The organism is Salinisphaera sp. C84B14, from assembly GCF_040361435.1.
In the GTDB taxonomy this organism is placed as follows: domain Bacteria; phylum Pseudomonadota; class Gammaproteobacteria; order Nevskiales; family Salinisphaeraceae; genus Salinisphaera.
Map to the genome: position 1 here is coordinate 1 of NZ_APNL01000004.1, position 22,772 is coordinate 22,772.

General features: G+C 63.8%; 22 protein-coding genes. 11 read left to right on the forward strand and 11 right to left on the reverse strand.

Annotated features, from left to right (window positions below; all coding sequences use genetic code 11):
* Window positions 1-80 precede the first annotated feature (80 nt).
* Together C84B14_RS04105 and purT are read right to left on the reverse strand one after the other, a co-directional pair.
* Window positions 81-305, reverse strand: a complete 225-nt coding sequence (locus C84B14_RS04105; protein ID WP_348765045.1) for a hypothetical protein — start codon at window positions 303-305, stop codon at window positions 81-83.
* Window positions 306-465: 160 nt separating this feature from the next.
* Complete coding sequence (purT, locus tag C84B14_RS04110; protein ID WP_353222066.1) at window positions 466-1,653, reverse strand: formate-dependent phosphoribosylglycinamide formyltransferase; 1,188 nt, start codon at window positions 1,651-1,653, stop codon at window positions 466-468.
* A 115-nt stretch (window positions 1,654-1,768) separates the two neighbouring features.
* Here purT and C84B14_RS04115 point away from each other — a divergent pair, with 115 nt between their 5' ends.
* Genes C84B14_RS04115 through C84B14_RS04125 form a run of 3 tightly spaced genes read left to right on the forward strand, consistent with a single transcriptional unit; the run spans window position 1,769 to window position 4,146 of the window.
* Window positions 1,769-2,971, forward strand: coding sequence for a CaiB/BaiF CoA transferase family protein (locus tag C84B14_RS04115; protein WP_353222068.1), 1,203 nt, complete (start codon window positions 1,769-1,771; stop codon window positions 2,969-2,971).
* Window positions 2,968-3,678, forward strand: coding sequence for a glutathione S-transferase family protein (locus tag C84B14_RS04120; protein ID WP_353222070.1), 711 nt, complete (start codon window positions 2,968-2,970; stop codon window positions 3,676-3,678). Before C84B14_RS04115 ends, C84B14_RS04120 begins: the two co-directional genes overlap by 4 nt.
* Before the next feature lie 39 nt (window positions 3,679-3,717).
* Window positions 3,718-4,146 (forward strand): hypothetical protein, encoded by a 429-nt coding sequence (locus C84B14_RS04125; RefSeq protein WP_348765049.1) that lies wholly within the window; start codon window positions 3,718-3,720, stop codon window positions 4,144-4,146.
* 139 nt (window positions 4,147-4,285) lie between these two features.
* Here C84B14_RS04125 and C84B14_RS04130 read toward each other — a convergent pair whose 3' ends face one another.
* Window positions 4,286-5,347 (reverse strand): sensor histidine kinase, encoded by a 1,062-nt coding sequence (locus C84B14_RS04130; protein ID WP_348765050.1) that lies wholly within the window; start codon window positions 5,345-5,347, stop codon window positions 4,286-4,288.
* An 18-nt stretch (window positions 5,348-5,365) separates the two neighbouring features.
* Between C84B14_RS04130 and C84B14_RS04135 the strand changes: the two genes are divergently transcribed.
* On the forward strand, window positions 5,366-6,283 hold the full coding sequence (locus C84B14_RS04135) for a response regulator transcription factor (protein ID WP_353222072.1): 918 nt from the start codon (window positions 5,366-5,368) through the stop codon (window positions 6,281-6,283).
* 71 nt (window positions 6,284-6,354) lie between these two features.
* On the opposite strand, the gene C84B14_RS04140 is transcribed toward C84B14_RS04135, so the two are convergent.
* The 4 genes from C84B14_RS04140 to C84B14_RS04155 form a co-directional block, all read right to left on the reverse strand.
* On the reverse strand, window positions 6,355-6,531 hold the full coding sequence (locus C84B14_RS04140) for a DUF1328 domain-containing protein (RefSeq protein ID WP_209059367.1): 177 nt from the start codon (window positions 6,529-6,531) through the stop codon (window positions 6,355-6,357).
* Window positions 6,532-6,686: 155 nt separating this feature from the next.
* A complete protein-coding gene (locus C84B14_RS04145) occupies window positions 6,687-7,124 on the reverse strand; it encodes a host attachment protein (RefSeq protein ID WP_348765052.1) in 438 nt (145 codons plus the stop codon).
* Between the two features lie 78 nt (window positions 7,125-7,202).
* Window positions 7,203-8,138 carry an ectoine hydroxylase gene (gene thpD / locus C84B14_RS04150; protein ID WP_353222075.1) on the reverse strand — a complete coding sequence of 312 codons (936 nt, stop codon included), beginning with the start codon at window positions 8,136-8,138 and terminating at the stop codon, window positions 7,203-7,205.
* A 64-nt stretch (window positions 8,139-8,202) separates the two neighbouring features.
* Window positions 8,203-8,400: a CsbD family protein gene (locus tag C84B14_RS04155; protein ID WP_353222077.1), complete on the reverse strand. Its 198-nt coding sequence runs from the start codon at window positions 8,398-8,400 to the stop codon at window positions 8,203-8,205.
* A gap of 328 nt (window positions 8,401-8,728) precedes the next feature.
* On the opposite strand from C84B14_RS04155, the gene C84B14_RS04160 reads away from it, so the two are divergent.
* Window positions 8,729-9,769, forward strand: a complete 1,041-nt coding sequence (locus C84B14_RS04160) for a hypothetical protein (protein WP_348765055.1) — start codon at window positions 8,729-8,731, stop codon at window positions 9,767-9,769.
* 48 nt (window positions 9,770-9,817) lie between these two features.
* Here C84B14_RS04160 and speE read toward each other — a convergent pair whose 3' ends face one another.
* Window positions 9,818-10,663, reverse strand: coding sequence for a polyamine aminopropyltransferase (gene speE, locus C84B14_RS04165; RefSeq protein ID WP_353222079.1), 846 nt, complete (start codon window positions 10,661-10,663; stop codon window positions 9,818-9,820).
* Between the two features lie 77 nt (window positions 10,664-10,740).
* Here speE and speA point away from each other — a divergent pair, with 77 nt between their 5' ends.
* Window positions 10,741-12,606, forward strand: a complete 1,866-nt coding sequence (gene speA, locus C84B14_RS04170; protein WP_353222081.1) for a biosynthetic arginine decarboxylase — start codon at window positions 10,741-10,743, stop codon at window positions 12,604-12,606.
* A 6-nt stretch (window positions 12,607-12,612) separates the two neighbouring features.
* Here the strand turns inward: speA and C84B14_RS04175 are convergent, their stop codons facing one another.
* Window positions 12,613-15,828 carry a DUF748 domain-containing protein gene (locus C84B14_RS04175; protein WP_353222083.1) on the reverse strand — a complete coding sequence of 1,072 codons (3,216 nt, stop codon included), beginning with the start codon at window positions 15,826-15,828 and terminating at the stop codon, window positions 12,613-12,615.
* A gap of 71 nt (window positions 15,829-15,899) precedes the next feature.
* Here C84B14_RS04175 and C84B14_RS04180 point away from each other — a divergent pair, with 71 nt between their 5' ends.
* Complete coding sequence (locus tag C84B14_RS04180) at window positions 15,900-16,766, forward strand: NAD(P)-dependent oxidoreductase (RefSeq protein ID WP_502949888.1); 867 nt, start codon at window positions 15,900-15,902, stop codon at window positions 16,764-16,766.
* A gap of 273 nt (window positions 16,767-17,039) precedes the next feature.
* Here C84B14_RS04180 and C84B14_RS04185 read toward each other — a convergent pair whose 3' ends face one another.
* Together C84B14_RS04185 and argH are read right to left on the reverse strand one after the other, a co-directional pair.
* Entirely contained in the window at window positions 17,040-17,552 is a 513-nt protein-coding gene (locus tag C84B14_RS04185) for a general stress protein (RefSeq protein ID WP_348765061.1), read from the reverse strand.
* A 47-nt stretch (window positions 17,553-17,599) separates the two neighbouring features.
* On the reverse strand, window positions 17,600-19,012 hold the full coding sequence (gene argH, locus C84B14_RS04190; protein WP_353222085.1) for an argininosuccinate lyase: 1,413 nt from the start codon (window positions 19,010-19,012) through the stop codon (window positions 17,600-17,602).
* 163 nt (window positions 19,013-19,175) lie between these two features.
* Here argH and C84B14_RS04195 point away from each other — a divergent pair, with 163 nt between their 5' ends.
* From C84B14_RS04195 to C84B14_RS04210, 4 genes are read left to right on the forward strand one after another with little or no spacing between them, the layout of a single operon-like run.
* On the forward strand, window positions 19,176-20,219 hold the full coding sequence (locus C84B14_RS04195; protein WP_353222087.1) for a sensor histidine kinase: 1,044 nt from the start codon (window positions 19,176-19,178) through the stop codon (window positions 20,217-20,219).
* A 23-nt stretch (window positions 20,220-20,242) separates the two neighbouring features.
* On the forward strand, window positions 20,243-20,971 hold the full coding sequence (locus C84B14_RS04200) for a LytR/AlgR family response regulator transcription factor (RefSeq protein ID WP_353222089.1): 729 nt from the start codon (window positions 20,243-20,245) through the stop codon (window positions 20,969-20,971).
* 54 nt (window positions 20,972-21,025) lie between these two features.
* A complete protein-coding gene (gene hemC / locus C84B14_RS04205) occupies window positions 21,026-21,946 on the forward strand; it encodes a hydroxymethylbilane synthase (protein WP_353222091.1) in 921 nt (306 codons plus the stop codon).
* Entirely contained in the window at window positions 21,946-22,728 is a 783-nt protein-coding gene (locus C84B14_RS04210; RefSeq protein ID WP_353222093.1) for a uroporphyrinogen-III synthase, read from the forward strand. The genes hemC and C84B14_RS04210 overlap by 1 nt, the downstream gene beginning before the upstream one ends.
* Window positions 22,729-22,772: the final 44 nt, after the last annotated feature.

Here is a 22,772-nt window from a genome sequence, read left to right on the forward strand (position 1 = left end):
CTGCGATGAACCAAAAAAAAGCCCGCCGCATGTCGCGACGGGCTCTTACTCTGCAATCCGTGATTGCAGCGACAACCGTATTAGTTGTTGTCTTCGACAGCGTCTTCCATCGAGTCGCCGGCGTCATCCATGGAGTCCTGAATGTTATCGCCCGCGTCTTCCATGCTGTCCTGCGCATCGTCGGTCGCATTGTCGATGCTTTCACCGGCGTTTTCGGCCGGGCCGTCGTTGTCGCAGGCAGCCAGGCTCAGCGTGCCGAGACCCAGCATCATGGCCAGCAGCAGGGTGGTCAGTTTCTTTTGCATATTCGACTCCTTGAGTTCGGTAAGTAAAGCTCTGAGTTGTGTACGCGAAAACCGCGCCCCCGACAGAGCTTGGACCAAAGTATAAAGCACGCGTAGCTTTCCCGCATATGAATTGCGTCGAAGCGGAAATTATTTTTTTCCGAATTCGGCGGTCGCCGGGTCAATAATCGATATCGATACTGGCCGCGCTGTACCGTGCTTTGTTCCGGGCCGCATCGACATCATCTGCGCGCGCCAGTGCCACGCCCAGGCGGCGGCTGCCGTCGATTTCGGGTTTGCCGAACAGGCGCAGTTCGGTGTCCGGCGCGGCCAGGGCATTCTCCAGGCCGCGATATTGCATCTGTCGACTTTGCCCTTCGCCGATGATCACGGCGGAAGCGCTCGGTCCGCGCTGTTCGATATGCGTGACCGGCAGGCCGAGGATCGCGCGGGCGTGCAATGCGAATTCCGACAGATTCTGGCCGATCAGCGTCACCAGTCCGGTGTCGTGTGGCCGCGGTGAAACCTCCGAGAACCAGACCTGTTCGCCGGCGACGAAGAACTCCACGCCGAACAGGCCGTAGCCGCCCAGCGCCTCGGTGATGGCGCCGGCCTGGCGCTCGGCTTCGGCGAGCGCTGCATCGGCCATCGGCTGCGGCTGCCAGGACTCGTGGTAATCGCCGCCGACCTGGCGATGGCCGATCGGCGCACAGAAGCTCGTTCCGTCGACGTGGCGCACGGTAAGCAACGTGATTTCGTAGTCGAATTCGATGAAGCCTTCCACGATCACGCGCGAGTTGCCGCGCTTGCTGCGCCCGCCGGACTGGGAATATGCCCAGGCCTGGTCGATGTCGCTGTCGTTGTGCACCGTGCTCTGGCCCTTGCCCGAGGACGACATCACCGGCTTGACCACGCAGGGCAGGCCGATCGCCTCGATCGCAGCGCGATAATCGGCCTCGGTTTCGGCAAAGCGATACGGCGAGGTCGGCAGGCCCAGCTCTTCAGCGGCCAAGCGGCGAATGCCTTCGCGATCCATGGTCAGCTGGGCAGCCCTGGCAGTGGGCACTACGTGATAGCCCTCGGACTCGAGTTCGACCAGCGTCGCGGTGGCGATCGCTTCGATCTCGGGTACCACGAGCGCTGGCCGCTCCGATTCGATCACGCGGCGCAATGCCTCGCCGTCGCCCATGTCGATTACGTGACAGCGGTGGGCGACCTGCATGGCCGGCGCGCGCTCATAGCGATCGACCGCGATCACTTCGCAGCCCAGGCGTTGGAGTTCGATGGCGACCTCCTTGCCGAGTTCGCCGCTGCCTAGAAGCATGACGCGTGTGGCGGTATCTGAGCCGGGGGTGCCGATCGTACGCATGGAGGAGTTCCTGGCCGGTAGAAGAAATCGATAGCGCGCTATTGTCGCCAAGCACGGCGCGGGTTGAAAGCGTTGCGCGTTGGCGCACCGTGGTCGGGGTATTAGACTAGCGGGCATGAAACAGCCCCTGTCCGGTTATCGCGTTATCGACACCACGGCCATGGTGTCCGGCCCCCTGGCGACCATGCAGCTGGCCGATCAGGGCGCTGAAGTGCTCAAGATCGAACGCCCCGACGTGGGCGACTACACGCGCCTGGCGTCAAATCGGCGCAAGGGCTTTTCAGCGAGTTATCTCAACAACAACCGCAACAAGCGTTCGGTCGCCTTGAACCTCAAGGCGTCGGCCGGACGCGATGCGCTGCTGCGCCTGTGCGCGAATGCCGATGTCTTCGTACAGAATTTTCGCCCCGGCGTGGCCGAGCGCATGGGCATCGGCGAAGCCGATATTCGTGCGGTAGCCCCCGATATCGTCTACTGCTCGATCAGCGGTTTCGGCGACGCCGGGCCTTATGCCGGCTATCCGGTCTACGATCCGCTGGTGCAGGCGTTGTCGAGCCTGGCCAGTATTCAGGGTGGCGCCGACGAGGCCCGTCCGCGTCTGGTTCGTACCATCGTACCCGACAAGCTCACCGGCTATATCGCCGCGCAGGCGATCACCGCCGCGTTGCTGGCCCGCGCCAACGGCGCGCCCGGCCAGCACGTACGCGTATCCATGCTGGATGCGGTCATCGACTTTCTATGGCACTCGGACATGAACAGCCAGACGTTCGTGGGCGACGAGTTCGATCAGGCCCGGGCTGCCAGCTTCATCGACCTCATCTACGAAACGACCACCGGCTATATCAGCGTGGCCGTACAGACGGATAAGGAATGGCAGGCGCTCATCGCCGCTCTCGACGCGCCCGAGTGGAACGACGACCCGCGTTTTGCCACCCCCGCCAAGCGCCAGGACAACATCGATGCCCGCCTGCAGCTTACCCAGGAAAAACTGGCCGGGAACACGGCCGAGCACTGGCTGGCCCGTCTAAGCGAGTACGGCGTACCCTGTGCGCCCGTCCTGACCCGGACCGATCTGCTCAGCCACGACCAGATCGCGGCCAACGCCATCCTTATCGAAACCGAACATGCTGAAGCCGGACGGCTGCGTCAGACCCGGCCCGCGGCGCGCTTTTCGCAGATGCCGGTCGAAGACTATCGCGGCGCGCCGGCACTGGGCGCGGATACTCGGGCAGTGCTGTCCGAGAACGGTTTTTCCGACGCCGATATCGCCGCGCTCGCCCGGTCAGGCGCGATCGACGCCACCGGAGAGCCGTCATGATCGATTTCTATTACTGGCCCACGCCCAACGGCTGGAAAATATCCATTCTGCTCGAAGAGCTGGGGCTGGACTACAACCTGATTCCGGTCGATATCAACGCCGGCGATCAGTTCGAGCCGGCGTTTCTGGCCATCTCGCCGAACAACCGCATGCCGGCAATCGTGGATCATTCACCCGCGCCGGGCTACGGCAGCGAGCCGCTGCCGATTTTCGAATCGGGCGCGATCGCGCGTTATCTGGCCGACAAGAGCGGCCAGCTCATGCCGGACGATGCACGGCTACGCAAGGAAGTCGACGAATGGCTGTTCTGGCAGGTGGGCAATCTCGGGCCCATGGGTGGGCAGATGAGTCATTTCGTCAACTATGCGCCCGGCGATCATCCGTACTCTTATAAGCGCTATACCGGCGAATATCACCGCTGTCTGGGCGTACTCGAACGCCGCCTGGCCGAACGCGATTACCTGGTCGGCGAAACCTATACCATCGCCGATATCGTCAACTGGCCCTGGGTGCTCATTGCCAAGGCCATGGGACAACCTCTCGACGAGTTTCCGCGGGTTGCGGCCTGGCGCCAGCGCATCAAGACACGCGAAGCGGTGCAGCGCGGCGTCGATCTGGGCAAGCAATGGCGCGGGGGCCAGCCCAAGACCGAGGCAGCGCGCCAGCGCCTGTTCAACCAGACCGCCGATACCGTACGCAGCCGGTAGGCAGCAAGCACGCGATTACAGCATACCCAAGGGAGAACCATGTTCGCTTTCATCAAGGCCTTTATCGCCGGTTTCGTATCCACGCTGACCTTCCATCAGGGCCTGCTGTGGGTGTTCATCACGGCCGGGGTCGTTCCCGGGGGCACGCCCTGGAACATGACTGCCGTACCACCGTTCGATGTGCCTTCGGTCATATCGCTGGCGTTCTGGGGCGGCCTTTGGGGCATGCTGCTGTGGCTGCTGATCCGGCGTGCACTGGCGGCCGGCTACTACGTCGGTGCGATCATTCTCGGCGCGATCGGTCCGACGCTGGTGTATCTGTTTATCGTCCAGTGGCTCAAGGGCCAGACCATGACCGAGATTTTCGACGGCCTGAGCATGGCGCGCGTGGGCGTGGGTCTGGCGCTCAACGGTTGCTGGGGCCTTGGCGTGGCGGTGATCATGCGCATCATGCATCCGCCGCGCTAGGACCTTTTCACACGCATGCCAATCGCCGCGCCGCGGCCCACGCTCGTGAAGCCATCGCAAGAAACGCCGCAGGCGCGGCGGCGTTTCTTTCTCGATGGCGTTGAAAACAGCTGACGCAGTCAGCCGTTCTGGTGCGGGATTAACCGTGCCGCGGCAGGCGCAACGTAAATACGGTATGCGGCCCGTTGTCGTCGCCGTTGGCCGCGCCACCCCCGCGCGAGGCAAGCACGAGATCGCCGCCGTGGCTTCGCGCCAGCGTGCGGCTGACCGCCAGGCCCAGGCCGACGCCTTCGGATTTGGTGGTCTTGAAGGGTTCGAATACTTCGATCGAATCGTCAACGCCTGGCCCGTTGTCGCTGATCTGGATATCGACATACTCGTCGTTGTTGCTTACAACGTCGATGCTCAGAGTCTTGGTCTTTTCCGATGCCTCGTCGAACGCATCGATCGAGTTGCTGAGCAGGTTGCGTAATATCTGCTGGACGAACACGGCGTCGACCGGCAGCTCCAGATCGCGCAGCGAATCGGAGCATGGCCCTTCATAGCGAATGTCGTTCGCCCGCAGCGCCGGATCGAGGATCTGGTGCACGTCGTCGATGATCGGCCCCAGGGTCTGATACACGCGTGTCGGCCGGCCTTGGCGGGCGAAGTCGCGAAGGTGATGGATGATGGCCACTGCACGCGAGATTTCGGCGTCGGCGCGTTCGAGCGTCTGGCGCGTGTCATCCGCGTTCGAGGTAAAGCCCATGCGGGCCCGAGCGATGAAGTTGCGTGCCGCGGTCAGTGGCTGGCTCAGGTCGTGGGCCAGGCCGGTGCCCAGCGTGGCGAACACGCTCATGCGATCCTGGCTGTTGATGTCGTACTGAAGGTTGGAAATACGGTCGTTGAACTCGATGCGGTCGGTGATATCGAGTGCCAGCCCGGCGAGTCGATAAACCTGGCCGTCTTTGTTTTCCACCGGAAACGCCCGATCTCGGATCCAGCGCAGTTCGCCGTCGGGCCGTTCGATGCGATAGATCTCGTCGTAGTCGCCGGTATGGGCCTGGCGTTCGAATGCCTCGAGGACGCGCGCTTTATCTTCTTCGTGTACACGCGCCAGACGTTTACTCGGGTCGTCGTAGAGGTCTTGGCAGTTCTGGCCCCAGATCTTTTCGTAGGCCGGGCAGACATAGACCAGCTGCTCGCCGGTTTCGTCGGTCATCCAGATGACTTCCCGGATGTGCTCGGCGAGTTCGCGAAAGCAGCGCTCGTTGGCTTCGATCTCCGAGTGCCGGTTCTGCTCGTCTTGAAGCTGTCGTTCGAGCTCGGCAATGCGAGCTTGTGCAGCCGCCAGCGTTTGTGGCTGCCCGGGGTCAAGAGTTTCCGACTCATCTTCGTTCATGGCGTCATTCCGTTAAAGCGGGGGAATAGCTGGTCCGAATGCTTATCGGCTGCTTTATCTTGTCAAAATAGGCTCAATACATTAAAAAGATCGTCGCCGACAGAAGTCGCAACGTTTACCGAAAATGGGGGCAAGGTGCCGTTTGTCATACATATCGTGGACGATGATCCAGCGATCCGTGAATCGCTGAAAGGTCTTCTGGGCGATGCCGGTTACCAGGTCGAGTGCTATTCCAGCGCCGAAGCCTTTCTCAACGTGCGCGCGCCCGATCGCGGCTGCGCGCTCATCGATCTGCGGCTCAAGGATATGGACGGTCTCGCTCTGCAAAAAGAGCTGGTGGCAAAGAACGCGGCCGTGAGCGTCATCATGATGAGCGCCTACGGCGATATCGAGCATGCGGTTGCGGCGATGCGTCTCGGCGCAGTGGATTTCGTGGAGAAGCCGTTTTCGCCGGAGGCAATGCTCAAACGCGTTCAGCAGCTTGCCAAAGCCACCGACGCCGACGATCTTGCGCTGCGCGAAGCCCGCCAGCATGCGGCCCTCATCGAACTGCTCACGCCGCGAGAAAAACAGGTGATGGCCATGATCGTCGATGGTCTGGCCAATAAGCAGGTTGCGGGCCAGCTGGGCATCAGCGCGCGCACGGTGGAAACGCATCGCGTACACATAATGCAAAAGCTCAATGCCGAATCCCTGCCGCATCTGGTGCGCATCTGGCTTTCGGCCGGGCATCTCGTGGAGATTCCCGAAAGCTGAACACCGCCTGATTCGGCGCCGTCAGAACCTGACGGCGCCCCAACCTTGGGTTCGCCTGGTGGCGACAGGCGCTATATCTTCGGCCCGCGTCCGCGCACCGCGTTCGATACCAGTGCGATCACGAACAGCACCAGGAAGATGAAGAAAAGGATCTTGGCGATGCCGGCCGCACCCGAGGCGATGCCGCCAAAGCCGAACAGCGCCGCCACGATTGCGACGATGAAAAAGGTAATTGCCCAACCCAGCATGGTTTTCTCCTTGATTTTTGAAGCATCCGCGTGACTCGAACGACGTTGCCAGAGTCGCCCTGCGCTTTTTAATACGCTGATACATACCGGCGCCACGCGTGTACGCCAGTATGCCGGAAAAATGTATTCAGCAATTAAATATTGTTGATCGCCCGCTACAGCTTTCGTGCCAGCTGTTTTTCGATCTGATCGGCATCGTGCTGGGCCCAGTTCTTGTCGATGGTTTCGGCTACCGCTTTTTCCAGCGGGCCATCCATCTTGTCGCGCAGGCGGCCTAAAAACGATGGATCGGCGACCACGATCAGTTGTTCGTACTTACTGTCGTTGAGCCCGCTCTTGAGGTGCTCGACCACCTCCTTGGCAAAGATGTCGGCATGCTTTTCCGAGGTCGTGGTCTGAGGGTCCGGCTGATGTACGCTCGAGCCGCCGCTGTCGTGCACGTCGCCCTTGCCGCCGGTGCGCAGGTCGCCCTCGTGGGCCTCGCTTTCGCTGTGGGTCAGGGTGTCGAGCAGCGTCAGGCCGCTGCCGGCACCGTCGCGGGCGAAGACTCGGGCACGTGCCGCGTCGCTGACGACGATCCATTGTTTAGCCATGTTGATCTCCTTGGCTGGGTTACCTCAACGAAAAAGCGCGGTGATTCACTCACCGCGCTGTTCGTACACTTGCATAGGTCAGGCCGACTTGGCGAATCGAACATCCCGATAGGGATCGTGCATATCCAGCGCTCGGGGTTGGTCGCGGTTCGCCAGGAACGATGGTCGTGGCTTGTCGGCCGCGAACGGCTGCTCGAGCGCGTTTTCCACGCTGTTGTAAACGAAGAACAGGTTCGAGCGCGGCCAGGGCGACATATTCGAGTTCGAGGCATGCAGCACGTTGCATTCAAACAATAGCAGCGAGCCGGCCGGCCCCTTGGGCGCCTGGATGCCGCCCCGGTTAACCAGGGCCTGCAGGTTTTCCTGGCTGGGCACGCCGGCTTCCTGTGCCTTGAGCGAGCTCTTCCAATTGTCGTCCGGGGTTTGGCCCACGCACGGCACGAACGCGTGATGCGAGCCCGGAATGAGCATCAGCGGGCCGTTGAACTCGTTATTGTCGGTGAGCATGATCGATGCGCTGATTGCGCGCATGCGCGGCATACCGTCTTCGGCGTGCCAGGTTTCGAAATCGGAATGCCAGTCGAACCCGGCGCCCTGAAAACCGTATTTATCGTTGATACGCGACTGATGGATATACACATCGCCGCCCAGCAGCTGGCGCACCATGCCCAGAATGCGGGGATCGCGCGTGAGCTCGGCGAAACGCTCGGAAATGCGATGCATGTCGAAAACCGAGCGAATGGCGCCGGACTTCGGATCGCGAATCACACCGTCCTGCTTGAGTAGTTGCTCGTCCTCGCTCATCGCGGCGAGTTCGTCGAAGAACGGCGTCATGCGCTCCTGGGAGAAAAAGCCTTCGAACCAGAGAAACCCATCGCGTTCAAAGTTCGACAGCGCCACCTCGTCCAGCGGACCCTGCCAACGGTTATCGGTATCGGCATGCACAACCGGATCCCGACGCAGAAAGCGCGGTTCGGGGCGGCTCGTACGCGTTATGTAATCGTCGTGTCGCATCGTTGCCTCCGGATTGAGTAAAGGACCCGGCGCCCGTGCGGGCGCCGGTAGTGAAGCACTCGCCCTAAAACTTGCGTTCGAACTCGGCGAGCTTTTCTTCGGCGGCTTCCTTGGTATCGCCGTATTTCTCCTGGATCTTGGCAAGCATGTTCTGGCGCTTGCCCTGAACCTCTTCGACATCGTCGTCGGTGAGGCGGCCCCAGTGCTCACGCAGCTTGCCTTTCATGCGATCCCATTTGCCTTCGAATTGATCTTCGTTCATTGCGTGATCCTTGCGGATGACCTTGAAAACAGTCTGGCCAAGTTAAGCGCCCGGCCGAGTCCGCTCAATACGGGCTTATACCTAAGAAACACCTGCAAAACCTGTCGCGCTCAGGCCGACGGCCCGCAAGGGGGGCGGCCGCACAGACGCCGCGTCCGCGTTGCCAGGCGGCTGACCCGACCGCAAGGCCTGGACGCCTTGCCGTACCGTGCGCGAGCACTCGAACGCGACCCGCGAGAGGGTGCCCAGAGCTGCCCAAGGCCAATCGCTCGCCCGGAACGGCTTTAGCGCGTAAGCTCGCGGCACCACTCAATCGTTTCATTGACGCATGACACAGTCGCAAAAGATGAATTCGGCCGGCGAGGCGATCTTCGAAGCCCATGTGGCGTTCGAACTCGAGCAATGGCGCGGCAAGGGCGCTACCCAGCGCCTGCAGGACGAGGTCGACGCGGTCTGGAAATGGGCCGACCAGACGACGCTGGAAACGCTGGTATCGGTGGATACCGTGCGCGGCGCGGCCGAGCGGCTGGCCCTGGATATGTCGCTGCCCGACGATCTGGCCGGCGTGATCGGCGGCATTGCCAACGATCTGATCTGCCACGACGTGAACAAGAACACGCGGGTGCAGGACGTCATCGACGAGTCCCTGTTCGACGACGGGGTGTCGCTGTTCGTCGAACTGGAAGCGCTGCGTGCGCGCCTGATCACGCGGCTTCTAGACAGTCCGGTCTATACCGCGCTGGCTTCGGATGTGCTCTATCAGGGCATCAAGGACTACATCTTTTCGGATACCGGCGCGATCAATTCGATTCCGGGCGTTTCGTCGCTGCTCAAGGGCTCCAGCAGCGCCCTGAGCAAGCGCATGCCGGGGCTCGAAGCCCAGGTCGAAAAACGGGTACGGGCCTATATCGAGAACAATACCGCGAAGACGCTGGCACGCAGCCAGGAAATGCTGATCGAATCCCTGGACGAAGAACGGATTCGTGCGATCGCCTCCGAAATCTGGGCCGAAATCCACGACAAGAAGCTGTCGATCGAAGAAGTGGTCGACAGCGACGAACTCCAGAAGCTGGTCGATTACGGCCTGCGCATCTGGCAGGAACTGCGCGAGACCCAGTATGTCGGCGAGCTGGTCGACGCGGCCGTGGTGTCGTATTTCGAACGCAACGGCAAGCGCAAGCTCACCGATGTGCTTGGCGATGTCGGCGTCGATCGCGATCTGCTGCGACAGGAAGCCGAAACGCTGGCGCCACTGGTGATCGAGGGGCTGGCCGAAAGCGGCCTGCTCGAGGATCTGGTACGCCGTCGCCTGGCGGCGTTCTATGCTTCGGACGCGTTCGAAAAGGCGCTCAACAGCGCCTCCGACTGATGTGTCCGGCGCGTGGCGCCGGTGTGATCACCGGCGCCACGGCGGTGGTCAGTCGGCCAGGATACGGGCCATGAAGGCGGGTTGTGCGAACGCGGCATTGTGCATGGCGGGCGTGTAGTAGAACGTCTGAAAATCGAGCCCGCCCTGCGGCGCATACAGGCTGCGCGTATCACGCACCGCCAGCGTGGCCGACCACCAGCCGGTGGGGTAGCTCGGCTGCGGAAAACTCAGCAGATGGGTATCGGCAAAGCCGGCCGCCCGCAGGCCGCCGTGCATCTCGCCGATGAGTTCGCTGTGCACCAGCGGCGATTCGCTCTGCTGTACCAGCAGGCCGCCGTTGCCGAGTACGCGATGGCATTGCTTGTAGAAGGCTTCGTTGAACAGCCCCTCGGCCGGGCCGATCGGGTCGGTGCTGTCGATGATGATCAGGTCGACACTGGCATCCGGCGCGTTTTTCATCCAGGCCACGCCGTCCTCGAAGGCAAGCGTGGCACGGGGGTCGTCGTTGGAATCGCACAGGGCCGGGAAATACTCTTCGGCGATACGGGTGACGCGCTCGTCGATCTCGATCTGGGTGGCGTGCTCCACGCTGTCGTGCTTGAGCACTTCGCGCAGCGTGCCGCAGTCGCCGCCGCCGATGATCACCACGTTCTTGGCCGCGCCATGGGCGAACAGCGCCGGGTGGGTCATCATCTCGTGGTAGACGAAGTTGTCGCGGTCGGTGAGCATCACCAGGCCGTCGATGGTGAGCAGGCGGCCGAAGGTTTCGGTTTCATAGACGGCGATGGTCTGATATTCCGACTGTTCTTCATGCAGTTTCGACTTGATCCGCAGTGAAAAGCCCAGCCCCAGGTCGTGGCTTGCTTCGGTATACCAGTTGTCGTCGAGTACCATGCGTTTTCCTTGCTGTGCGCGTTTGCGCATCCGTCGAACCAGATTGGCTCGCAGTATAAGCCAGCCACGCAACACGAATGTTCATGTCCCGATCCAATACCAACCCGCGGCCTGCCCACGACTGGCAGATCGACGATGCCCGTGCCCTGTATCGCGTTGCCACCTGGGGCGAGGGCTATTTCGATATCAACGAGCGCGGTGCGGTCACCGTCACGCCGCGCCGAAACGGGCCGGCCATCGATCTGGATGCGCTCACCGACGAGATCCAGCGCGCCGGCCTGCGCCTGCCGGTGCTGGCGCGATTCACCGATATTTTGGGCGATCGCATCACCCGGCTTTGCGATGCCTTTGAAGGCGCGCGCGAACGCTACGACTATGCGGGCCGCTATACCGTGGTCTATCCGGTCAAGGTCAATCAGCAGCGCGCGGTGGTCGAGGGGCTGGTCGCTGCGGGCGGCGAACGCGCCGGCCTGGAGGCAGGCAGCAAGCCGGAGCTGATGGCTGTGCTCGCCCTGGCCGCGCCGGGCAGCGTGATCGTATGCAACGGTTACAAGGACAGCGCCTTCCTGCGCCTGGCCATGATCGGCCAGCAGCTTGGCCATTGTGTCTATATCGTGGTGGAAAAGCCTTCCGAGCTGGTGCCCATCGCCGAAATCGCCGAAGAGCTGGGCCTGCGGCCCAACATCGGCCTGCGCGTGCGTCTGGCGAGCGTCGCCGCCGGTCACTGGCAGAACACCGGCGGCGAGAAATCCAAGTTCGGCCTGACTGCCACCCAGGTGGTCGAGGCCGTCGAGCGGCTGCAACAGCTCGGCTACGCCGACTGTGTGCGCATGCTGCACGTGCATGTGGGTTCGCAGGTGGCCGATCACGGCGCCCTGTCGCGGGCCATGGACGAAACCGCGCATCTGTATCGGGGGCTGCGCGCGCTGGGCGCGCCGCTTGCCTGCGTAGACGTGGGCGGCGGCCTGGCGGTCGATTACGAAGGCCGGGGCGCGCGTTCGTTCTGTTCCATGAACTATGGCGTGCCCGACTATGCCGATGCCGTGATCGGCGCGCTGGCGAAGGTATGTCGTGCATTCGACCTGCCCATGCCGGACGTGATCAGCGAATCCGGCCGGGCTTTGACCGCCCATCATGCCGTGCTGCTCACCCAGGTCATCGACAGCGAGTTGGCCAGCACGCCGGCTGCCGCGGACTTGACCACCGAGCTGTCGCCGGGCGCCACGCTCGATCGCGCCGAACGCGGCCTGGCGGATGTCCAGGCGCGGTTCTTGGCCGGCGATATCGGCCTCAAGGAACGTGCGGCCGCCGAGGCCGAGGCGGTGTCGATCTATCGCGCGGTGGCGGCTCACGCCGGCGACAACGACGACGAACGCGCCGCGATCACCGCGGCCCAGGAAAAGCTGGCGGCCAAGTATTTCGTCAACTTCTCGGTGTTCCAGTCGGTGCCCGACGTGTGGGCGCTGGACCAGATCTTTCCGGTCATGCCGCTGGCGCGTCTGAACGAACGCCCGGACGAACGGGCCCGGCTTTGCGATCTGACCTGCGACTCCGACGGCCGGCTCGATCGCTACGTGGACGAAAACGGCGTCGACAGCACGCTGCCGTTACACGGGCTGCGCGAAGGCGAGGCCTACCGGCTGGGTATCTTCATGGTCGGCGCTTATCAGGAAAATCTGGGCGATATGCACAATCTGTTCGGCGATACCGACGTGGTCAATGTCGAAGTCGATGCCAGCGAGCGCGGTTGGCGCCTGGCCGACGCGGAGCAGGGCGATCGCACCGACGAACTGCTGCGCTACGTGCATTTCGAACCCGACGACCTGCGCGCTGCCTATCGACGCAAACTGGCCGCCTCCGGGCTCGGCGGTCGGCTCAAGCGCGAAACCGAAGCGCTGCTGGAAGCCGGGCTGGCGGGCTATACCTACTTGGTTGAGGCCTAGCCCGCCTTACTTGCCGGTAATCGATAGAGTCGCGCGCGGACGTGCGTCGCCGTCGCGATCGATCACCGGCGCGGCCAGCTCGATATGTGCCGGCGGCGCATCGCGGGCGGCCAGATAATCGCGCACCGACTTCGCCCGGCGCCGGGCCAGGCGCCTGAGCTCGGCCTCGTTGTCGACGGTTATCCTGGCTTCGCCGTTGGGCGCCATCGCTTCGGCGTCCCGGGCCGTTGCATGGCCCTGGATGGTCAGGCGCAGGCCGGGCTTGCGGCTCATCTGCTGTGCGATGCGGCCCAGATAGGGCCGGTCATCGGGGCGGATATATTCCTTGTCGGCTACAAAGAACACCGGCTCCGAGGCCAGTGACCGGCCCAGGCTGAGTACGGCGTTCTTGGCCTTGTTGAGCAGGCCGACCGGGGAGTAATCGCTCATCACCGCGGTGCGCAGCCCGGCCAGCACGGCTTCGCGTACCAAATTGCGAATCGAGAAGTAGGGGTTGGTGACATCGCCCAGGATCGCGGTCTGGAACTGGATGGTGTCGCTCTGGCCGCGCATCAGCGCCAGCGCACTGTCCATGGATATGCCGAGGATGATTTCGGTTTCCTGGTTGGGCGTGTCGACCAGGCGAAAGTTCGACAGTGTGGTATCGAGGTTGCCGTCGAGCTGGCCGCCCTGGGCGGCGAGGTTGAGCGTGCCGTCGGCCACCCCCTTTGCGATCCGTCGGCCCATCGCGGCATTGAGATAACCCGACAACGGCGCCAGCGCGAGCGAACGCAGCCAGGCATCCACATCCATGTTCAGGCCGCCGTCGGCCAGCGGCGCGATGCTGCCGCGGCTGTCGAGATGGCCGTACTCGCCCACGTCCAGGGCCAGGTCGAAACGCGCGTCGCGTTCCGGATGGCCGGTATCCAGCCCGTCGACGTTTAACACCAGCGACGAGCCCCTGAGCGATACGTTCGGCGTAACGGAGATATCGTTGAACACGATCTGCGGGCCGGTCAACGAGAGATGATCGATCTTGTAGGTCGACGCCACGCCGGACGAACCGCTGCCCGCCTGCACGGCGTTGGAGGTTTCATCGTCGCCGCCGAAATAAAGCGCCATCACGCCCATGCCGTTGTCATCGCGACGGATATGGATATTGGCTTCGTCGATATCGAGTTCGCCCAGGTGATAATGGGCCAGGTCGGTCAGGCGGAAATCGCGCGCGCTCGCCGAGATGGCCTGCAGTACGGCCACGCGCGAATCGGTATCGTCGAGTACGCGCACGCCCTTGGCATTGAGGCTATTGAAGGCGATGTCATCGACCCCGTCCACCACCAGGCGAAAGAGTTCGGTGTCGCGCGATGACAGCCAGGCGGCGTCGAGCCTGGTGTTCTGGATCGCGAAATTCTGGGCGACCATGTCGCCGTCCATATTCAGCTTGAGCTCGCCGCCGGCCGGGCGCTCGCTGTAGGCACCGTTGTAGACGATCCGATCGGCACGCAGTGCGATGGGCTGGCCGGGCAGGTCCAGACGTGCGTGTTTGGCGATCACACGACCCTTGGCGCTGCGTGCGAACAGCCGGCCGATATCGAAATCGGTCTGTCCGCGCCAGTTCAGGTCGTCGGTTTCGAACAGCGCCGTGTCCGGCACGTCGAATGTCCATGCCGAGGCGTCGAGCGCGCCGTTGCTGCGTATCCGCGTGGTCGCGGCCGTATCGACGTCGATCTTGCCCTGCCAATCGACGGCGGTGAGCACCATGTCCAGGGCGCCCGGCGAGGACAGCGCAATACGATCGCTGCGCAGTCGCCCGTCGCTGTCGATATCGTTGGCCCCGGCCACGCGCAGCGTGCCTCGCCAGTCCAGCGCCTGGGTCTTGGCCTGAAGATCGTCGTCGTCAATCGATACCGCCTGCGTGGCCAGGCGGCCGTCGGTCGTGACCTGCATGGAATCGCCAAGGGCCGTTTCGATATGACCCTGCCAATTCAGCCGCGGCGTTCTGGCCTGAAGCGTCGAGCTCGACACCCGCGGGCTTGCGGCTTCGATCGAGCCGTCGATGCCGAGCTTGCTGGCGCTGGCGCCGAACTCGCCGGCGAATTGCCCGGTCCAATCCAGCTGCTCAGCCGCGACCGTGGTGCTGCCCGATTTCAGCTGTGGCGCGGCGGACCGGTATTGACCGTCCAGATCGAGTTGCGTGGCCTCGGCTGCGAGCGTCAGCTGTGTCTTGCCCTGCCAATGAGCCGTATCCTGGGTGAGCTTCAAGCGTTCGCCGTTTTCGACGCTGAATCCCTTCGCGTCGATCTCTCCATCGCTTGCGATGGTGGCCGGCTGTCCTTCGGCGCGCAGCAGCGCAAGCTGGATATTGCCTTGCCACGCGAGCTGGCTGGCGCGCATGCGCGTACCGTTGTCCAGGGCAAGCGTGGCGCCGTGGCCCGTGGACTGCCCGGCGATGGTGATGTCCAGGGCGTTGTCGGCGTCGTACTCGAAATCGATGCGCTGATCGCTGTCGACAAGGCCTCTCATTTCGCGCAGCACGCCGCCCGTGGCGAGCGGGTCGATCAGTGCCAGCTCGAAGCGCTGGGTTGCCAGTTCGAAATGTCCGGCAATACGCTCACCAAACGGCGTGACCTTTCCGGACAGGCGGATGCGTCCCTCGCCGATGCTCATGTCGGCCTGCATCGGTACGTCGTTGGTCTGCTCCCAACTCACCACGTCGCGAGCACTGGAATCGTTGAGCACGAGTTCTCGATCGATGGCCGGCTGTTCGCCCTGGGCAGGCTGGACGTAGTGCAGCCGGATACCGGCAAGCGCCAGTTGTTTGACCGCAATGCCCCAGCTCAGCGATTGACCCGAGTCCGGGCTGGCCACGAGCGGGTAGCCGCCCACGCGCAGCGTATTGTCGGCGTCGCGACGAATGTCGATGGCGCTGTCGGCGATGGCCAGGCGGGTGAGTACCAGCCGTTTGGACAGCAGCGGCGCGTATTCCAGCGTGAGCGCGAGTCGGCCGACAGCAATCTGTTCACCCTCTGCCGCGCTGGCCTGGGCGTTTTCGTAGACCACGCTGCCGGTGAACAGATTGACGTCGACATCGCCGATCGTGGCGGTCATGCCGGCCTGGTCGAGGTAATGCAGCGTCAGCTGGCGCACCACGATGGACGGCAGCCACACGAGCGCAGCCGCCAGCAGCACGGCAAGCACACACAGCGCGCCTATAGCGCCTTTCGTGCGCCGCGAAAACGTCATTGCAGTACGGGATTGGCCACAGAGGACTCAAACCTTATCATCGAGGCTTCGTTTCTCGACATACGTTCGCTATGAAAACTGCATTCATCGGCCTGGGCGGCATGGGCCACGGCATGGCCGCCAACCTGCAGGCGGCCGGCCTGCTGAGCGCGGTTTACAACCGCACGCACGAAAAGGCCGAGGCGTTCGCGCGCGAATACGGCGTGAAAGCGGTTGCCGAGGCGGGCGACATCGCGGCCGAGGCCGAGGCGATCGTCATCTGTGTCAGCGCCGACGACGACGTGCTGGCCATGGTCGACGCGCTGCTGCCCGGCCTGAACGATCAACATATCGTGATCGACTGTTCGACCATTGCCAGCGATACCGCCCGCGAATCGGCACGGCGCGTGGCTGAAAAAGGGGCGGGCTTCGTGGACGCGCCGGTTTCCGGCGGCACCGAAGGCGCCAAGAACGGCACGCTGTCGATCATGGCCGGCGGCGACGAGGCCGTGTTCGAGCGGGCGCGGCCGGTGCTCGACGCCATGGGCAAGAGCATCACCCATATGGGCGAAGTGGGCACGGGCCAGGCCACCAAGGCGGTCAACCAGATTCTGTGCGCGGGCATCAATCAGGCGGTTTGCGAAGGCATGCGCTTTGCGGCCGCGCTCGATCTGCCGCTGGAAAAGGTCGTGGACGTTGTCGGCTCCGGTGCGGCCGGCAACTGGTTCGTCAATCATCGCGGCAAGACGATGGTGAAGGATATCTTCGACCCCGGCTTCAAGATGAAGCATCACCACAAGGATCTCGGCATCTGCCTGCATATGGCCGAGCTCAACGGCGGCGAGCTGCCGCTGTCGGCCCAGACCCGTGCCGAGTACGAAAAGCTCATCGAACAGGGCTACGGCGACGAAGACATCTCCGCGCTCTACCGCGCCCGCCGCGATCTGTTCGACCACTGAGCGTGCCAAGACGATAGGGGCCGCCAAGGAACGCGAGTAAACGCAGACAGGATAGCGGCGTGGACCTGGTGCAGGGCAGACGCTGCAAGCAGTCCGCGGCCTTGTAGCTAGGCGATTTTTGCGAACGTTTTCCGCTTGCGTTTATTGGCGTTCATTGGCGGATGGTTGTCGTCGCCAACGACGACAAAAATCCGCGGCTGCGAAATTAGCGGCCAAGAAAAAGGCTGGCGATGATTGCCGGCCTTGTCGGGTTCGAGCGGGGCGATGCCGGTATCAGTCGGCGTTGTCGCCCTGGGCGTCGGTGCCTTCGATTTTAGCGCTCGGCGCGGCCTGCTGAATAACGCGTTCGATTTCGTTCACGCGCTCGGCGGCCACGTCGACCATGAACAGCACCTGGCCGTTTTCCAGCGCCTTTTCATAGGTTTCGATCTGCGAATTGTCGTGGCGAATGCCGATCATGCTCGACGCCCAGGCGCCAAAGCCGGCGCCGGCCAGGCCGGTGGCCGCGACCAGGCCGCCACCGATCGCCAGCCCTGCCGGCGGGAAGGCCACGGCGGCGAGTCCTGCCACCACGCCGGTCACCCCGCCCGCGGCCGCACCGCGCTCGGCCGAGCCGACCAGATCGGAGGTTTCGGTGACGTCGGCCTGGGGCAGGTCGCTCGTCTGCACGCTGTCGCGGGCCACCACCGACATGTCGTCTTCGGCGACCTCGTTCTGCTTGAGCTGGTCGACCACCGTATGGGCCGTATCAATATCCGGGACCAGGAAATAAAGACGACGTGACATGATTATCCTGTTGTATATGGCGTTGAAATTAAGACCGTAGCCAGCGGCTACGGGTTCCGTTTCGGCAGTGCGGCGCCTGCCCGTGCAGCCGCCGCGCGAACCTGGGCCGGCGCGGTGCCGCCGATATGGTCGCGTGCGGCCACCGAGCCTTCCAGCGTGAGCACCTCGTAGACGTCCTCGCCGATCGCCTGGGAAAACCCGCGCAGCGTGGCCAGGTCGAGATCGGCCAAGTCGCAGCCGGCGCCAATGGCGTGCTGCACGCTCTTGCCCACGATTTCATGCGCGTCGCGAAAGGCCACACCCTGACGTACGAGATAGTCCGCCAGATCGGTTGCAGTGGAAAAGCCCTTGCGCGCGGCTTCGCGGCACACGTGGGCATGCACGGTGACGTGCGGCATCATGTCGGCATACAGGGCCACGCTGTTCATGACCGTATCGACCACGTCGAAGATCGGTTCCTTGTCTTCCTGGTTGTCGCGGTTGTAGGCCAGCGGTTGGCCCTTCATGAGCGTAAGCAGGCTCACCAGATGGCCGTTCACGCGTGCGGTCTTGCCGCGCACCAGTTCGGCCACGTCCGGGTTTTTCTTCTGCGGCATGATCGAGCTGCCGGTGCAGTAGCGATCCGGCAGATCGACGAAGCCGAACGCCGGGCTCATCCACAGGATCAGCTCTTCGGAATGGCGCGACAGATGCGTCATCGTAAGCGCCGCCGCCGAGACGAACTCGATCGCGAAATCGCGATCGGAGACGGCGTCCAGCGAATTGTCGATCACGCTGTCGAAGCCCAGCTCGGCCGCGACCATTTCGCGATCGATCGGAAAGGTGGTGCCGGCCAGAGCGGCGGCGCCCAGCGGCAGGCGATTGACGCGTTTGCGGATGTCGCGCAGGCGCTCGGTGTCGCGTGCCAGCATCGCTTCCCAGGCCAGCATGTGGTGGCCGAACGTTACCGGCTGGGCGACCTGCATATGTGTGAAGCCGGGCATGATGGTATCGGCCTCGCGCTCGGCCACGCCGACGAGTGCTGCGCGCAGGCGTTCGAGCTCGGCGACGAGCGCATCGATGGCATCGCGCAGCCATAGCCGGATGTCGGTGGCGATCTGGTCGTTGCGGCTGCGCCCGGTGTGCAGTTTCTTGCCGAGCGCGCCGATATCCTCGGTCAGCCGCGCTTCGATGTTCATATGCACGTCTTCAAGGGCCGGGTCCCAGGCGAAATCGCCGGCGGCGATCCGGGCCTCGATGGCGCGCAGGCCGGCTTCGATCTCTTCGAACTCGCCGTCGGTGAGCACACCGACTTTCGAGAGCATGCGCGCATGGGCGATCGAGCCGCGAATATCGTGGCCGGCTAGGCGGGCATCGAAGGAAACGGACTCGGTAAACGCGGCCACCCGGGCATCCGGGCTTTCCGAAAAACGCCCGCCCCAGGTCTGATGGCCGGCGTTGTCGCTGCGGGTATTGCTCATGCGCTTGGCTCGTTGCTGCATCGATGGTCGCGACGCCTCGCATCGCGTTCGGCGCGCGAGTATAGCAATGCCGTATGCCCGCTCGGGGGTGTCGCGCCTCTTACCGGCTTGTTGTCGCAGGCCAGCTGCGCAATGCTGTGGTTTGTCGATTCGAGCCTTTTCAATGACGAGCGCGCGCGAAAACGTCGAATTTCTGCCCGATTTCTGTACCGGCGCCCGCGTGCTTCGCGTGCTGGTGGTCTGCGAGGCGGTCGCGATCGTGCTTGCGCTGGGCGGCTCGCTCAGCGACGAACTGCCGCGACGTTTTCTGCTGCTGTCGGTGTATATGCAGTGGATCGGCGTATGCAGCGCGGCCGCCCTGTGCCTGATCAAGCGCTATGCCAGCGGCATGTCGGCTCGCGGCATGGCCCTACTGGCCTATCTGGTTTTATTGCTCGTTACGCTGTCGATCACCGAGATCACCTATGTGGCAGGGCGCTATTCGGGCTTTGCCCTGTTGCTCGAAGACGCCTCCCACGACGGCTTTCTGGCCCGGAGCGTGGGTATCTGCGCGGTCGTGTCGGCGCTTGCCCTGCGCTATTTCTGGCTGCGATCAGCCTGGCAGACCCAGGCCCAGGCCGAGGTGCGCGCCCGGCTCGAGGCCCTGCAGGCCCGTATCGAGCCGCATTTTCTGTTCAACAGCCTCAACAGCGTGGCGGCGCTGATCGCGGTGCGCCCGGGCGATGCCGAAACCGCGCTTGAAGATCTGGCGTTGCTGTTGCGCGCCCGGCTGTCGGAACAGGGGCCGGCCGATGTCAGTCTGGCCGAGGAGATGACGCTGGTGAACGCCTATGTGGGAATCGAGTCGCTGCGCCTGGGCGAGCGTCTGCATATGGATATCGACATCGCGCCGACGGCCCGTATTTGCCGGCTGCCGGCGCTGTCGCTCCAGCCGCTGGTGGAAAATGCGATCGGTCACGGCGTGGCGCGACTGCCCGCCGGCGGTACGGTAGCAATCACCGCGCAGCGCAAGGGCAACACGCTGGTGGTCGAGGTGTCGAACCCGATCTGTGCGGATACCGCCACCGTGCCGGGCAACCGCCAGGCGATCGCCAATATTCGCAATCGGCTGGCGTTGCGATACGGTGATGCGGCCGTACTGCGGGTAGACGAGCAGCGGGACCGTTTCACGGTGGTGATGGTCGTGCCGCAGATGGCTGAACATTAGCGAACAGCGATGACAGGAACGATATGCGAATCGTGATCGTCGACGACGAACCGCTGGCCCGGGAACGTCTGCGCCGGATGATCGATGCCTTTCCCGGCTACGACGTCGTCGGTGAGGCCGGGGACGGCAGCAGCGCGGTCCACTGTGTCAACGAAACGGCTGCCGATACCGTGCTGCTCGATGTGCATATGCCGGGCATGGACGGGCTCCAGATTGCACGTGAGCTTGCCGAGGCGGACGTACCGCCAGCGGTCATCTTCGTGACCGCGCACAGCGAGCACGCGCTTTCGGCACACAATAATCATGCGGCCGGCTATCTGCTTAAACCGGTGCGTCGCGACGACCTCGCGGCAGCCCTGGCGCGCGCACGCCAGCCCAGCCGTGCTCAGCTGGCCGCCCTGGACGGCGTGGTCACCGGCGACGGCCCCACCTATGTCAGTGCGCGTACCCGCGACGGCATCGAACGGGTGGCGGCGAGCGATATCCTCTATTTCTGGGCCGACCAGAAATACACCACCGTCTATCATATGCAGGGCGAGCTACTCATCGAGCAGTCCCTGCTTGCCCTGGAACAGGCGCTGGGCGCGGCCTTCGTTCGCGTACATCGCAAGGCGCTGGTGGCCAAACGCCATATCACCGGCCTGCGTCTGGACGGCGAAGACGGGGCCACCCTGACCCTGCGCCATGTGCGCGACCCGGTTCCAGTCAGCCGTCGCCGGCTGGCCGAGGTACGGGCCTTGATCGAGGGGTAGAATTCACGATTTTCACGACCGCGCGGCGTGTCGTCTCCAATAAGGCTTTTGTTCATGTCCAAGACCCTTCGTATTGCCACCCGTCAGTCGCAGCTCGCGATGTGGCAGGCCGAACACGTCCAGGTGCGCCTGCAGACCGCGCTGCCCGAAGTCGACGTGGTGCTGCTGCCCATTCGGACCGAGGGCGATCGCGTGCTCGACCGGCCGCTGGCCGAAATCGGTGGCAAGGGGCTGTTTCTCAAGGAGCTGGAGGCGGCGATCGCGGCCGGCGAAGCAGATATGGCGGTGCATTCCATGAAGGACGTGCCCGCGGAGCTGCCGCCAGGATTTGCCTTGCCCACGGTGCTTGCCCCGGGCAGCCCGCTGGACGCCTTCGTATCTAACCACTACGAGACGCTGGAATCGCTGCCCGATGGCGCGCGCGTGGGCACGTCGAGCCTGCGCCGTGCGGCGATGATCAAGCACCTGCGCCCGGACCTGGAAATTCTGAGTCTGCGGGGCAACGTCCAGACCCGTCTGGCCAAGCTCGATCGCGGCGACTTCGATGCCATCGTGCTGGCCTGTGCCGGCCTCGAACGCCTGGAGCTGGCCTCGCGTATCGCCAGCGAACTGACGATCGAGCAAAGCCTGCCGGCGATCGGCCAGGGCGTCCTGGGGATCGAGATTCGTGCCGACGACGACGAAACCGCGGCGCATATCGCGGCCCTGGACGATGAGTACACTCATATCCGAATCGACGCCGAGCGCGCGGTCAACGCCCGCCTCGAAGGCAGCTGTCATCTGCCTATTGCTGCCCATGCGGTGCACGACGGGCAGACGCTGCGCCTGCGCGCCTGCGTGGGCAAGCCCGACGGCAGCGTGATGGTGCGCGACGAAATCAGCGGCCCGACCGGCGAAGCCGCCGAGCTTGGCCACCGGCTGGCGGACCGACTGCTGGCCGCGGGCGCCGACAAGATTCTTGCTGACCTGGGTTGATGAGTACGCCGCTGGCCGGCCAGACGATCTGGCTCACGCGGGCCGTGCACCAGAGCGCGGCCTGGGCGCGGTTGCTGGAACAGGCGGGGGCCACGGTCATCGTCGAGCCGCTGATGGCCATCGAGCCGACGGCCGATCGCCACGCGGCCTATCGCGCGTTGATGCAGGCAGTGACCGCCGATCGGGTACTGGTCACCAGCACCAACGCGGTCGATGCCGCCTGGCAGCTCATGCCCGGCTTCGCGCCCGCCGGTCGCCTGTACGGCGTCGGCAATGCCAGCGCCCAGGCGCTGGAAGCCGCTGCCGGGCGCCCGGTCGAACGGCCGGCGGGGGCCTTCACCAGCGAAGGCCTGCTGGCCATGGACACGCTTACCCGTGTCGAGGGGCTGGATATTGCCATCCTCTCCGGCGAAGGCGGGCGCGATCTGCTCGTCGACACGCTTAGCCAACGCGGTGCCCGAGTGCACAAGATCGCGCTCTACCGGCGTTGCTGGCTGACACCGAGCGTCGACCGCCTGGAGCGGATCGCCCACCGTGCGGATGCGGTGATCGTGACCAGCGGCGAGGCGCTGGCGCATCTGTGCGATCTCGTGAACAAGCGCGCTTACGTCGACGTGCGAGCCGCTTTGGAACGCTGTCGGTTGGTGGCGCCAAGCGTGCGTGTGGTAAAACAGGCCGATCAACGCCTGAACTGGCAGCATGCGCCGTTGATCGTCGAACGCATCAGCGGCGAGGCCATCGTGGCCGCGCTTGCGCGGCAATCGACGGGCGACCGACAATAGCAGCCATCGCTACGGGCTATCGGCTACCGGGGGAATCCGCCACC